General features: G+C 60.6%; 13 protein-coding genes, 1 tRNA gene and 1 other annotated feature. Of the genes, 11 read left to right on the plus strand and 3 right to left on the minus strand.

Annotation, left to right across the window (positions count from 1 at the left end; translation table 11 throughout):
• The first annotated feature begins 280 nt into the window (after positions 1-280).
• The 4 genes from rhaB (at position 281) to rhaM (ending at position 4,509) form a co-directional block, all read left to right on the plus strand.
• Positions 281-1,765, plus strand: coding sequence for a rhamnulokinase (gene rhaB, locus AACQ95_RS17205; protein ID WP_241279166.1), 1,485 nt, complete (start codon positions 281-283; stop codon positions 1,763-1,765).
• Positions 1,762-3,021: an L-rhamnose isomerase gene (locus AACQ95_RS17210; protein WP_098984893.1), complete on the plus strand. Its 1,260-nt coding sequence runs from the start codon at positions 1,762-1,764 to the stop codon at positions 3,019-3,021. The genes rhaB and AACQ95_RS17210 overlap by 4 nt, the downstream gene beginning before the upstream one ends.
• Positions 3,022-3,154: 133 nt before the next feature.
• Positions 3,155-4,183, plus strand: a complete 1,029-nt coding sequence (gene rhaT, locus AACQ95_RS17215; RefSeq protein WP_241279167.1) for an L-rhamnose/proton symporter RhaT — start codon at positions 3,155-3,157, stop codon at positions 4,181-4,183.
• Positions 4,184-4,194: 11 nt separating this feature from the next.
• Positions 4,195-4,509: an L-rhamnose mutarotase gene (rhaM, locus tag AACQ95_RS17220; protein ID WP_098984891.1), complete on the plus strand. Its 315-nt coding sequence runs from the start codon at positions 4,195-4,197 to the stop codon at positions 4,507-4,509.
• A gap of 73 nt (positions 4,510-4,582) precedes the next feature.
• Here rhaM and AACQ95_RS17225 read toward each other — a convergent pair.
• Both AACQ95_RS17225 and AACQ95_RS17230 read right to left on the minus strand, forming a co-directional pair.
• Positions 4,583-4,659, minus strand: a tRNA-Arg gene (locus tag AACQ95_RS17225).
• 50 nt (positions 4,660-4,709) lie between these two features.
• A complete protein-coding gene (locus tag AACQ95_RS17230; RefSeq protein ID WP_098984889.1) occupies positions 4,710-5,864 on the minus strand; it encodes a flagellar assembly protein FlgT in 1,155 nt (384 codons plus the stop codon).
• 192 nt (positions 5,865-6,056) lie between these two features.
• Between AACQ95_RS17230 and AACQ95_RS17235 the strand changes: the two genes are divergently transcribed.
• Positions 6,057-6,677 (plus strand): FlgO family outer membrane protein, encoded by a 621-nt coding sequence (locus tag AACQ95_RS17235; RefSeq protein ID WP_043139910.1) that lies wholly within the window; start codon positions 6,057-6,059, stop codon positions 6,675-6,677.
• Between the two features lie 15 nt (positions 6,678-6,692).
• A complete protein-coding gene (locus AACQ95_RS17240) occupies positions 6,693-7,124 on the plus strand; it encodes an LPP20 family lipoprotein (protein ID WP_043139908.1) in 432 nt (143 codons plus the stop codon).
• A 60-nt stretch (positions 7,125-7,184) separates the two neighbouring features.
• Here AACQ95_RS17240 and pheA read toward each other — a convergent pair whose 3' ends face one another.
• The gene (gene pheA, locus AACQ95_RS17245) at positions 7,185-8,357 is read right to left on the minus strand and encodes a prephenate dehydratase (protein ID WP_241279168.1); all 1,173 of its coding nucleotides are present in this window, start codon (positions 8,355-8,357) and stop codon (positions 7,185-7,187) included.
• Between the two features lie 38 nt (positions 8,358-8,395).
• Positions 8,396-8,518, minus strand: a sequence feature (Phe leader region).
• Between the two features lie 169 nt (positions 8,519-8,687).
• Here pheA and AACQ95_RS17250 point away from each other — a divergent pair.
• From AACQ95_RS17250 to AACQ95_RS17270, 5 genes are all read left to right on the plus strand, one after another.
• Complete coding sequence (locus AACQ95_RS17250) at positions 8,688-9,284, plus strand: HAD family hydrolase (RefSeq protein WP_241279169.1); 597 nt, start codon at positions 8,688-8,690, stop codon at positions 9,282-9,284.
• A 31-nt stretch (positions 9,285-9,315) separates the two neighbouring features.
• Complete coding sequence (locus AACQ95_RS17255; RefSeq protein WP_043134374.1) at positions 9,316-9,594, plus strand: DUF6482 family protein; 279 nt, start codon at positions 9,316-9,318, stop codon at positions 9,592-9,594.
• A gap of 45 nt (positions 9,595-9,639) precedes the next feature.
• Complete coding sequence (locus tag AACQ95_RS17260) at positions 9,640-10,512, plus strand: hypothetical protein (protein ID WP_043554728.1); 873 nt, start codon at positions 9,640-9,642, stop codon at positions 10,510-10,512.
• A gap of 100 nt (positions 10,513-10,612) precedes the next feature.
• Positions 10,613-11,161, plus strand: coding sequence for a DUF3157 family protein (locus tag AACQ95_RS17265; protein WP_241279170.1), 549 nt, complete (start codon positions 10,613-10,615; stop codon positions 11,159-11,161).
• 207 nt (positions 11,162-11,368) lie between these two features.
• Positions 11,369-11,998, plus strand: a complete 630-nt coding sequence (locus tag AACQ95_RS17270; RefSeq protein ID WP_241279171.1) for an outer membrane beta-barrel protein — start codon at positions 11,369-11,371, stop codon at positions 11,996-11,998.
• Positions 11,999-12,125 lie beyond the last annotated feature (127 nt).

Below are 12,125 nucleotides of genomic sequence, written 5' to 3' on the forward strand. Positions count from 1 at the left end.
GAGGTGATGAGCAGTGAATATGCGCAGGCGCCGGCTCCGGTCAATCAAATAGCACGGGTTTCGTGAGGGTTTTCACAGTTACCTCGCATTTATTTATCAACGAGTCTCGATTGCTTCCTTTTATGCCGTGGCGTTATTTGACCTCACTCACACAATTGTCATTCAGTCTCTATTTCTCGATTTTTATGCCAGCTGAGCATATTTATTTGGCCGCAACAGAAAGGTTGCCAACCATCAGGGAACCTAGAGTGACGACATCGAAATTTATGGAGTCGGTTCGATGTCAGTCAATATTGCGGCAGTGGATTTAGGCGCCTCCAGCGGGCGGGTAATATGGGCCAGCTATGATCCGGTCAATGACAATATCACCATGCAGGAGATGCATCGCTTTACCAATGGCATGGTGCATAGCAATGGGCATGATTGCTGGGAACCGGAACGGCTCTTTTCCAATATCTTGCTCGGGCTGGAAAAAATTGATGCCGCGGGCATTGCGCTCGATGCGGTGGGTATCGACTCCTGGGGGGTCGATTTTGTACTGCTGGATGCGGCGGGCCAGATGCTCGGTGACACTGTGGCTTATCGCGATGCCCGTACCGACGGTGTGCCGGAGCGGGTCTGGCAGCAGTTGTCCCGCGATGAGATCTATCGTCGCAGCGGTATCCAGTTCCTCAAGTTCAACAGCCTCTATCAGATCCGGGCCCTGCTCGATGAAAAACCGGCCTGGCTGGACAAGGTCACACGTCTGCTGCTGATCCCCGATTACCTGCACTATCGGCTGACCGGCCAGTTCAGCTGTGAATTTACCAATGCCTCCACCAGTCAGCTGGTGAATGCCCGCAGCAGGGATTGGGATCCCGAACTGATTGCGTTGATCGGCGAAGGGGGCAAGTGGCTGCAGCCGATCGCCGCCCCCGGCACCCGGCTGGGTCACTGGATCAGCCCCTCCGGCCGTCAGGTCAGCGTCATCCTGCCTGCCACTCACGATACCGGCTCGGCCATAGTCGCCACCCCGCTGAGCGGACGCGGCGCTGCCTATATCAGCTCGGGCACCTGGTCGCTGGTCGGGGTCGAGCGCAAGGCTCCGCTGACCGATGCTGCCGCACTGGCTGCCAACCTCACCAATGAAGGGGGAGTGGAGGGAACCTGGCGTCTGCTCAAGAACGTCATGGGGTTGTGGCTGGTGCAGGGGCTGCAGGCGCTGTGGCCGCAGCTGGGCTTCGCAGAGTTGGTGGCGCAGGCGGAACAGGCCGAGCCCTTTGCTTACCTCATTCACCCCAACGACGAACGTTTTCTCAATCCCGCCTGCATGCGCAGCGCCATCCAGCATTTCTGTCAGGAGACGGGACAGGGCACGCCGCAGACCCCGGGCGAGCTGGTGCGCTGCGTGCTGGACAGCCTGGCGCTGTGCTACGACCAGGTGCTCAGGGAGCTGGAGAGCGTCACCGGCGAGCCCATCACCAGGTTGCACATCGTAGGCGGCGGCTCCCTGAACCGGTTGCTCAACCAGCTTTGCGCCGACATCTGCCAATGCACAGTGCTCACCGGGCCTGTGGAGGCCTCGGCGCTCGGCAACATCGGCTGGCAGCTCAAGGGGCTGGGCCTTTTACAGGATCTGGCGGACGTGCGCCGCCTGATCCGCCACAACACCCGCATCGACACCCTGCATCCGCATGAGGTCCCGCAGCTGGACCATTACCGGACGCGCTTTGCCGCGCTCTGCGCGCACACCCATTCAGACACGTTAATAGAGGAAGTTGTATGAACCCGAATATTGAAACCGCCTTTGCCCTGGCCAAACAGCAATATGCCGCCCTCGGCGTCGATGTGGATCAGGCGTTGACTACCCTGGCCACCATTCCCGTCTCCATGCACTGCTGGCAAGGGGACGATGTCGGTGGCTTCGAAGCGGATGCCGGCGCCCTGACCGGCGGCATTCAGGCGACCGGCAACTATCCGGGCAAGGCGCGCGATGCCATCGAGCTGCGTCGCGATCTGGATCTGGCGATGTCACTGATCCCGGGGGCCAAGCGGCTCAACCTGCACGCCATCTATCTGGAGGCGGAGAGCCCGGTTGCGCGGGACAAGATTGAACCCAAACACTTCGCCAACTGGGTGAGCTGGGCCAAGGAGAGAGGCGTGGGTCTGGACTTCAACCCCAGCTGTTTCTCCCATCCGCTGAGCGCCGATGGCATGACGCTGTCACATCCGGATCCCGAAATCCGCCGCTTCTGGATCGATCACTGCAAGGCGAGCCGTCGTATCTCGGCCTCCTTTGGTCAGGCGCTGGGTACGCCGTCCGTGATGAACATCTGGATCCCGGACGGCATGAAGGATCTGCCCGCCGACCGGCTCGGGCCGCGTCAGCGGCTGATGGCGGCACTGGATGAGGTGCTGGCCGAGCGGATCGACGAGGCGCACCACATAGATGCCGTGGAGAGCAAGTTGTTCGGCATAGGAGCCGAGTCCTACACGGTCGGGTCAAACGAGTTCTACCTGGGTTATGCCAGCTCCCGTGACATAGCCCTGTGTCTGGATGCCGGCCATTTTCACCCCACCGAGGTCATCAGCGACAAGATCAGCGCGGCCTCCCTGTTTGTCCGGCACCTGCTGCTGCACGTCAGCCGCCCGGTGCGCTGGGACAGCGACCACGTGGTGCTGCTGGATGACGAAACCCAGGCCATCGCCAATGAAATCATCCGCAATGAGTTGCTGGCGCGGGTGCATATCGGCCTCGACTTCTTCGATGCCTCCATCAACCGCATCGCGGCCTGGGTTATCGGTACCCGCAACATGAAGAAGGCGCTGTTGCGTGCTCTGCTCGAGCCCATTGAGATGCTGCGTCAGGCCGAATGCAAGGGGGATTACTCGACCCGGCTGGCCCTGATGGAGGAGACCCGCAGCCTGCCGTGGCAAGCCGTCTGGGACTACGCCTGCGCCCGTGAAGGGGTAGCGGTGGGCGTCGACTGGCTCGATGCCGTCAAGGAGTACGAGGTGCAGGAGCTGCTCACTCGTCGCTGAGTTCACCCTCTGCTGACGCCCGCCATGTGTGGCGGGCGTCAGAAAAACAACAAAAACAGCGCGGTTGTCATCAAGGACGCTTCCCTCCATCGGGAAGCAAAAACACAATCAAACCTCAAGCAAGGAACATCTCATGTCTGCAATCGTATCGGGAATCGGTTGGCATCTGGTTGGCGCCGCCTCGGCGGCCTCCTTCTATGCGCCCCTCAGCAAGGTCCGGCGCTGGTCGTGGGAAACCACCTGGGCCTTCGCCGGCCTGTTTTCATGGATCCTGTTGCCCTGGCTGGTCACCTCCACGCTGATCGATGACTTCGGCGCCTTCTACAGCGTGGTGGACAGCAAGGCATTCTGGGGCATGTTTCTGTTCGGTGCCATGTGGGGGATAGGCAATGTCAACTATGGCTTGACCATGCGCTATCTGGGCATGTCTCTGGGCATAGGGATCGCCATCGGCGTGACCCTGGTGGTGGGCACCCTGATGCCACCCATATTGCGTGGAGAATTTGGTCAGCTGCTCACCACGGCCAGTGGCCAAATCACCCTGCTCGGTGTCTTTGTCGCATTGATCGGCATAGGCATAGTCACCTGGGCTGGGCATCAGAAAGAGATTGCCCTGGGCACGACTACCCGGGAGTTCAACCTGAAGAAGGGGCTGCTGCTGGCGGTGATGTGCGGCATCTTCTCCTCGGGATTTGCCTTCGGGCTGGAAGCCGCGGCCCCCATCCGGCAGGCATCGCTGGTACTTGGCATCAACCCGCTCTACGCCGTGTTGCCGAGCTACGGCATCATCATGGGCGGTGGGGCCATCGTCAACATGGCCTACTGCTTCATCCGGCTGGCAACTCGCCCCGAACTGTCACTGCGCAATGATCTGGCCCAGCCAGCGCGGAGTTTGCTGCTCAATGGCTTGCTGGCCGCGGCCGGTGGCATCATGTGGTATCTGCAGTTCTTCTTTTATGCCTGGGGCGAAGCCAGCATCCCCGAACACCTCTCCTTCGTGAACTGGATGCTGCACATGAGCGGTTATGTGTTGTGTGGCGGTATCGTGGGGCTGTTGATGGCGGAATGGAAAGGGGTCGGCACTCGTCCGGTGCGGATCCTCTGCATCGGCATGCTGGTGATAGTCGGTGCCGCCAATCTGGTCGGCATGGGCATGGCATAAGGAGCGACAAGATGATCCGCAAGGCGTTCCTGATGTCGGTGCACCCTGGCTGCGAGGTGGAATACCGTCGCCGTCACGATGAACTCTGGCCCGAGCTGGCCGCAACCCTGAAGGCGCACGGGGCAAGCAACTACAGCATCTTTCTCCACCCGGAGAGCTGTCAGCTGTTTGGTTACGTCGAGATTGAAGATGAGGGGCGCTGGCGCGAGGTGGCCAGCACGGCCATCTGCCAGCAGTGGTGGGCTTATATGCAAGAGATAATGCCATCGCACCCCGACAACAGCCCGATCAGCATGGAGCTCTCCTCACTCTTCCATCTGGCCTGATAGCGGGTGTGTCATCCGGCCCAAAAACGACCAAGGGGTTGGCACCATAACGATGCCAACCCCTTGTTTTATATGGTGCTCCCGACTGGAGTCGAACCAGTGGCCTGTCCCTTAGGAGGGGACCGCTCTATCCTACTGAGCTACGGGAGCCTTGTGGCGGGCATTATACAAGAAGCCGCTCCCTTTTAAACCCTTGATTCTTATTCCAATACTGCCAAATCCCCGATCTGGATGTTAAACGGCGAATATTTGTTCTGACTGCTGATGATGGCGCCGTCCTCGAATACCTGTACCACTTCGAACAGGCCGTCGGCCGGGTTGCGCATCATGCGTGACTTGCCATAGGGGTCGATGAAGTCGGCGCTGTGCTGGATGCGGAACTGATCCCCCAGTCTGACGCCGTTGCGCCGGCCCAGGTTGATGTGGGGGCCGCGTTCGTTCTGGCCTATCACCCGGGCGGTGACCGGGGCGCAGTTGAGCTGGGCTACCAGATCCTGCACCGCCTCCTGCAACTGATAGTTCACCTCCTGGCCATAGCTGGACTGCCAGAACTGGCCGCTGCTGCTGCCTATCTGATCCCGCTTGCCGAAGGTCCAGTTAGCGCGGCCCTGATACTCCTTGCGGCTGAGCAGGCTGCCGTTGATGCCGTCGAACAGGTAGAGCTGCATGCGAAAGTTGCGGATGGGATCTTCGTACCAGCTGGTCAGCTGGTTGCCCTGGGGCTCGATGGAGAGGTCATCTATGCTGCCGAGCACCAGATACTGGCTGTCGGTGCGCAGGCTGAGGGCCTTGATCTCCTCGAGGGCGCTGCGATCCCCCTGTTGCAGGTGGAGCGGGTCTATGCGCAGGTTTTCGTCCAGCCACTGGCGCACGGCCACCCCTTGCGGCGCGTTGGCCAGGGTCTCGAACATGCGACGGGACAGGTTGGCGGGCATGTCGTCGAGGGCGCCGTAGCTCGCCTGATCCGGGTAGCGCAGTCGCAGCCTTACCAGCGTCAAATCCTTGGCGTAATGCTGGGTCTGGCAGATCTGGCGTTCGGCCTGGATATCGGCCTGTACCGTGATGTACATGCGGCCGTTGCGCACCTCTTCCCGCTTGAGCCGGTACTGGCGGATGTCGCCGCCGGAGCGGATCTGGATCTGCTCGGAGCGCAGGCTGCCGTTTTCCAGACGCTGGATGCTGGAGACGGCGGCGCCGCTCGCCAGCAGGGCCTGGCGCAGGGCGTCGCGGGTCGCCTGCTCGCGGGCATAGACCTCGTCGCCCCCCAGGATGGCGGCACTGCCCTGGGCTTCGATAAGCTCTGCCCGGACCGACAGGCTGGCCAGCAGCAGGGTTAACAGCAGCGGTAATTTCATGACAAACACCTTGAATATGCGGGTCGGCCCTCTCACCCCTGTTGAAGTGATGGCACCGGCCGATACAGACCACAGAACCGTGCGTTGCACAGCACACCGCAAATAATTAGCAAGATCCATGCCTCATTCCCGACTCAAGCTTTGGCCAGCCGAACCGATAACGAATCAGGTGCAGATACAGGAAAGGTATCCATGAACAAACTCTTTACGGCGTTGGCCCTCGCGCTGGCTCTGACCAGCTGTGGTTCCGACCCCATCAACCGGGAACAGGGTGATCCTCGCCAGGCCGCTGCTGGCATGGAGCTCAACTGGCTGGTGGCGCGCATGACCGATCAGCTGATGGAGCGCAAGTCGCTCACCACCCTGACCGAGCCCATCGCCGTCTCCTCCTTTGTCGATCTCGATACCCTGCAGGACACCAACTGGATGGGGCAGCAGATCGAGGAGAGCTTTATCTACGAGCTGAACCGGCGCGGGGAAGTTGTGGTGGATTTCAAGATGACCGGCAGCATCAAGGTGACCCCGCAGGGTGATTTCGTGATGAGCCGCAACTACCGGGATCTCTCCCCCCGGCTGCCCATCTCCCGCATCCTGACCGGTACCTTCAGCCGCAATGGCAAGGGGATCCTGGTCAATGCCCGCATCATAGATCTGCGGACCAAGATGGTGGAGACCACAGCCCAGAGCCTGATCCCGCAACAATACCTGTTCGGCGCCAACAATTCGTTTGGCCGGGCATCCATCAATCGCGGTTACCTGATGCGCGACAGCCAGGCTCGTCCCGGCGGCCATCTGGTCAATCTGACCCCCTGACAAGGAGTGAGCGCAATGAAGATCCTGTTCGGATGCCTGCTGGTCCTGCTGCTGACCGCGTGCAGCGGTGGCAATCGGGTGGTGAACTACGGCGGCGGCAACAACAAGCCCGATGACTTTCCGGTGCTCAAGGCAGTGGGTTACGCGGTGATCGACATACAGCCGGGCCCATCCCAGTCCGAGAAGATGTTGCAGGCCATTCGCGCCTCCAAGATGGATGCCTACCGCGAACTGGCGGAGCAGCTCAATGGCCAGCAGGTGCGGGGCCAGAGCAGCTACAAGGACTTGACCCAGACCTCCAACTCGCTGGACGTGTCCGTGGCCGGCATGGTGCGTGGCGCCCGGGTGGTGGCCTCCTATCCCCGTGGCAATACCTATGCCACCGAGATGGAGCTCGATACCCGCGCCCTCTACAACATCAACCAGCTGATGGCCGGCCAGTTCTGACGGCGAGGCAGAAAAACAAAAGGCGAACATCATGTTCGCCTTTTTTGTTGGCAAAAACGGTCAGTTGCCCATCAGTACCGGCGGCACGGTGGTCGGCTTGACGTCTTCGCTCGGGTAGCAGCCCAGCACCTTGATGTAGCGGGTGATCTTGGTCAGCTCCATCAGCGCGGCCTGCATGGCCGGGGTCTGCAGGTTGGCGGACACATCCAGATAGAACATCTCCTCCCAGGGGTTGCCCTGCACCGGCCGGGATTCGAGCTTGGTCATGTTGATCTCGTTGTTGCGCAGCACCAGCAGCGCCTCCACCAGGGAGCCGGGCTTCTGGGAGGTGGACATGATGAGGGTGGTCTTGGCCGGAATTTGCGGCGCCACGTCGATGGGCTTGCGCGCCACTACGATGAAGCGGCTGTAGTTTTCCTTCTGGTTGGCGAGCTGCTCGGCCAGCACGTCCAGTCCGTACAGCTCACCGCCAGCCGCGCTGCCGATCGCCGCCGCCTCCGGGCTTGCCAGCTCTTTCACCTTCATCATGGCGCTGGAGGAGGAGTCGCAGATCTCGTGGCGCGCCCCTTCCAGCTTGCTGAGGTAATGGGAGCACTGCTGGAACACCTGGGGGTGGGCGTAGAAGGTCTTGATACGGCCCAGCTCGGTCGGCACTGCGGTCAGGATGCAGTGCTCTATGGGGTAGGTCAGTTCGCCGACGATGGAGAGGCTGGTGTGCTGCATCACGTCATACACCTCGTTGATGGAGCCCGAGCTGGTGTTCTCTATGGGCAGTACGCCGAAGGCGGCGCGACCCGACTCCACCGCATCCAGCACCTCGCGAAAGTTCTGGCAGTTCACCTCTATCACCTGATCCTTGTAGCGGGCCAGATACTTGCGAGCCGCCAGGCTGGAGTAGGAACCGCGCGGGCCCAGATAGGCGACGCTGGTCATGGGCTCCTGCTGCTCCGGGTTGAGCAGGCTCTGCAGATAGGCCTGCTGGGAGAGCACGGAATCTTCGATGATGGTGTGATAGATGCGGGTGATGTACTGGGCATCCAGCCCCAGCACTCGCCCTTTCTGGATCAGGGCGACCAGCAGATCCTGCTCGCGCTGGGTGTCGCGGATGGGACGGGGATTGGCCTGCTTGGCACGGGCGACCTCTATGCTGAGGGTCTTGCGCTTGGCCAGCAGGGCAAGCAGCTCCTGATCCAAGCGGGTGATGTCTAGTCTGATCTCGTCGAGCGTAGCCATGGTGGTTCCCTATCCAAATAATCGAGTGTGGTAGCTGCAAAAAAAAGCCTCCGCTAGGGGAGGCTCGATTCGTCTTTGCTTTCTGTTCATGCGACGACAGGGCCTTCCCTCATGTGGGCCGGATAAACGAGAAAGCAAAGAGGAATGGTGTGTGCATGGGTCTGATCCTGAAAATATCGTCATAACCATTAAGGGATTTGGGCCTGGGATGCAAGTAAAACTTGCCCGTGGGAGGCGAACGGGGCAGGGTATTTGCGTGTGCCGACGGGCTGTTCAAGCGCCATGTGGCAGCGGTTGGCTCAGAAGCAGAGGCATCAGGAGGAGGTCACAATGGCGATTATTTTCGATCTGGGACGGGTGGTGGTGAGCTGGGATCCGGTGGCCATAGTGCGCGCGGTGCGAGGGCCTGACGACGCCGAGGCGCTGGCGGAGCGGCTGTTCAACCACCCGGACTGGCTGGAGGTGGACCGCGGCACCCTGTCGCTGCACACCATGGCTCGCCAGGCACAGGGGCGCACCGGCTTGCCAGCGGCCCAGAATCTCGCCATTTTGCAGGCGGTGCCCGCATCGCTCCTGCCGGATCCCGCTATGCTGACCCTGATAGAGACGCTGCATGGAGCGGGCCACCGCCTCTATGCACTCTCCAACATGGGTCATGCCAGCATCGACTGGCTGGAGCAGCACGCATTCTGGCGCTTCTTCAGCGGCAAGGTGGTGTCGGCGCGGGTACGAATGATGAAGCCGGAGCCGGATATTTATCGCTATCTGCTGGTGTCGTTCGACCTGAAGGCCGACGAGTGCCTGTTCATCGATGACAGCCCCGCCAACGTGGCTGCCGCGCAGGCGCTGGGGATTGGGGGGCTGGTGTTTACCGATGTGCCCAGCTGTCGTCAGCAGCTGCTGTCGCTGGGCTATCTGCCCGGTTGAGCCGACAGTCTGGAGTGCTCAAGGAGACGTTATGGAGCATGGCCGGTTTCGCAATTGGTTGAGTCACTATCCGGATGCCGGCCTGCTGATCGCCTGCCTGGATGGCAGCGGTTACCAGCTCTGTGTCGAGGTCGACGGCGAGATGCAGTGCCTCACCGACAGCGAGGAGGGCAGGCTGACGTTCGGCTCCCTCGAGCAGGCGGAGGGCTTTTTGCGGGCCCATCAGGTGCATCAGGCGAAACTGCGGATTTATGATGCGCAACAGGATGAAAATGAGGGTAATTGGCAGGAGATGATCATTAAATTCTGATTTATCCCTCTCCTTTAAGGGTTTATTCAGGATTGTTGCGGCACAATGGCGACCAATTCATCATCCGGTGTAGTCGTTATGGATGCCAATATAGTTGTGCTGAATCGAGGATACGATCAGACCTTTCAGGCCAGGGAGCAGCAGCTTGTCGAGACCCTGGCCAGCTACGGCGAACTGGTGGTCTCCTTCTCCGGCCGACTGGAATCCTGCTACAGCATGGATTTGTGCCGCGCCAGCGGGGTCCGGATCCGGGCCCTCACCCTGGACAGCCCGACCCGCAGCCGCAAGGAGGTGGCGCGGGCCAAACGCTACTGCCAGCGCTACGGCATAGAGCAGAGAGTCATCAAGACCGACGAGATGATCTTCTGCGATCACCTGCGTCACCTCAACGAGGTGATAGACCCGGTACGCTACATCTGCCATCTCACCGCGCTTGAAACCGACTGGAGCCATCTGCCCATGCTGCTGCCCGCCCCGGTCGAGGAGTTGCAGGAGTATTTGCGCCGCTTCGGCAGCCTGCCGGCCAACACCCTCTGGCTGTTTGCCAAGCAGGGCATGACCCACAGGGACTTTCGTTACGGCTTCAACAAACGGCAGCTGGGGCGCTGGGGCAAGAGCGCCCACGGCTGCCTGAGCCGTCGCTTCTCCGATCCCGAGCTGGTGGACAAGCGCCATCTGCGCATGGTGGACATGGCGGAGCAGATGCTGGCCGACATGGGGCTGGAGGAGGCTCAGGTGTTCTTTCATACCCTTTCGGATCAGGCGACCACACTGGCACGGGTGCGCGTACCGCTGCGGCTGCGTGCCCAGGCATTCGACCTGCAACCGGACATTCTCAATGCCCTCAAGAGCACAGAGTTCGATCTGGTGACGCTGGACATGGTGCAGGAGGAGGATCGGCAGGAGCTGGCTTGCTGACGGCGGCGGCAGAGGGCAAGAACGTGAGTCGGGTCATAGGCAAGTCGGAGCCGACTCTTTATACTGACGCCCTTTTCCATCGACGCCGAGCCATCACCCTATGAAACCCTTGTCCCGCCTGCTGGTTGCCCTCTGTCTGTCGCCCTTGCTGGCACAGGCTGCGCCCCTGACCCAGGTCACCCTGCCGGATGGCCGCCAGGTGCAGCTCAACGATGACTTCACCTGGGAATATCTGCTGATCAAGCCGACTGCGAGCGCTGAGGTGGTCACGGGCGCGGTGGCCGTCCCCGTGCTGACCGAGCAGGCGATGACCAATCCGGATCTGCTGGCCCAGGCGGTCAAGGACGGGATAAGCGTCAAGCTCGACAAGATTGAGGGCTCGGATCCCCTGTCGCTGCAATTTTTGGTGAGCAACACGGGCAGCCGCAGCGTGGTGCGGGTGCGCGGCAGCGTCACCCTGTTCAGCGAGCAGGGTGCCCAGCTGGTCAAGCAGGAGGCCCGTTTCTGGGTGGGCGAGAACCGCCTGCCGGAGTCCTACCTGCGCAAGGGCCAGCAGCGTCCCTCCCTGGCGCTGGAGATGCCGCGTCCGGCCGGTCTGACCGGCAAGCCCCTGGTGCGGGTCGAGATTGAGGAAGTGGAGTTCCGCTAACCCCTCGCCACACAGACACCAGCTGCCAAACAGGCTCCATCACCGAGCCTGTTTGGGTTCAATTGTTAATCCGGTAACCGCCAGCAACAGTTGCTTACATCTGACATGATTTGGCAACAGCTTGCCGCTCGGCATTCCCCCTCCTGCTCGGCACAATGGTTCCATTCCAGCTAGGTCTCAACTAGCTCAACACGTGGAGTCATCAAAATGAAAAAAGTGGCATTTTCTGTTCTGGTTCTGGCCGGTTTCGCTTCTACTTCTGCTCTGGCACAGGATGCCTTCAGCTACGCCAAGGGCGGCCTGACCTGGGCACACACCAAGTCCGATTACATCGGCGGCAAAGAAGGCAACAACCGCGACTTCGGCGGCCTGAGCCTGGATCTCTCCAAGAGCTTCGGTTCCAACTTCTACGGCCGTCTGGGCAGTGAATTCACCTCCCGCAACGATGGCAACGACAGCATGGGCCTCTCCAGCCTGGGTCTGGGTGTCTACACCCCGCTCAGTACCGGTCTGAACCTGTATGGTGAAGCGGGTCTGATGGGTTACACCATGGAGCGTCAGGTGACTGCCAACGTGAAGGACAGCGGCTGGGATGTGATCACCCGCAAGAACAGCGGCAGCATGTACGGTGAAGTGGGCCTGCGTTACGACATCGGCGCCGTCGAGCTCTCCACCGGCTACCGCTACGCCAACATGACCGACGACATGCACGACTTCAAAGTGGGCGCCGCCTACAAGGTGAGCCAGAACCTGGCCCTCACCGCCGATTACACCTACCGCAAGTGGGACCTGCAACAGGGTTCCATCTCCAGCCTGGGTGTGAAGTACAGCTTCTAATCCTGTTTCCTGTAGTGTCTTCATTTTTGCCCATGACGTCTGTCATGGGCTTTTTCATTTTCTGGTGATCCTGTTTTCGCCCTTGTGCCGTATCAGTCCGCAATAGTTATACAACTTTCCTTTCTTT

It is taken from the genome of Aeromonas sp. MR19 (genome assembly GCF_963899305.1).
Lineage (GTDB): Bacteria > Pseudomonadota > Gammaproteobacteria > Enterobacterales > Aeromonadaceae > Aeromonas > Aeromonas bestiarum.

What these genes read in the sequence shown, in the direction of transcription:
- AACQ95_RS17265 (WP_241279170.1), top strand. Translation starts at nt 10,613, where the DNA reads ATGAAACCCTTGTCCCGCCTGCTGGTTGCCCTCTGTCTGTCGCCCTTG.
- AACQ95_RS17270 (WP_241279171.1), top strand. Translation starts at nt 11,369, where the DNA reads ATGAAAAAAGTGGCATTTTCTGTTCTGGTTCTGGCCGGTTTCGCTTCT.
- AACQ95_RS17260 (WP_043554728.1), top strand. Translation starts at nt 9,640, where the DNA reads ATGGCGACCAATTCATCATCCGGTGTAGTCGTTATGGATGCCAATATA.
- rhaT (WP_241279167.1), top strand. Translation starts at nt 3,155, where the DNA reads ATGTCTGCAATCGTATCGGGAATCGGTTGGCATCTGGTTGGCGCCGCC.
- rhaB (WP_241279166.1), top strand. Translation starts at nt 281, where the DNA reads ATGTCAGTCAATATTGCGGCAGTGGATTTAGGCGCCTCCAGCGGGCGG.
- AACQ95_RS17230 (WP_098984889.1), bottom strand. Translation starts at nt 5,864, where the DNA reads ATGAAATTACCGCTGCTGTTAACCCTGCTGCTGGCCAGCCTGTCGGTC.
- AACQ95_RS17255 (WP_043134374.1), top strand. Translation starts at nt 9,316, where the DNA reads ATGGAGCATGGCCGGTTTCGCAATTGGTTGAGTCACTATCCGGATGCC.
- AACQ95_RS17235 (WP_043139910.1), top strand. Translation starts at nt 6,057, where the DNA reads ATGAACAAACTCTTTACGGCGTTGGCCCTCGCGCTGGCTCTGACCAGC.
- rhaM (WP_098984891.1), top strand. Translation starts at nt 4,195, where the DNA reads ATGATCCGCAAGGCGTTCCTGATGTCGGTGCACCCTGGCTGCGAGGTG.
- AACQ95_RS17250 (WP_241279169.1), top strand. Translation starts at nt 8,688, where the DNA reads ATGGCGATTATTTTCGATCTGGGACGGGTGGTGGTGAGCTGGGATCCG.
- AACQ95_RS17210 (WP_098984893.1), top strand. Translation starts at nt 1,762, where the DNA reads ATGAACCCGAATATTGAAACCGCCTTTGCCCTGGCCAAACAGCAATAT.
- pheA (WP_241279168.1), bottom strand. Translation starts at nt 8,357, where the DNA reads ATGGCTACGCTCGACGAGATCAGACTAGACATCACCCGCTTGGATCAG.
- AACQ95_RS17240 (WP_043139908.1), top strand. Translation starts at nt 6,693, where the DNA reads ATGAAGATCCTGTTCGGATGCCTGCTGGTCCTGCTGCTGACCGCGTGC.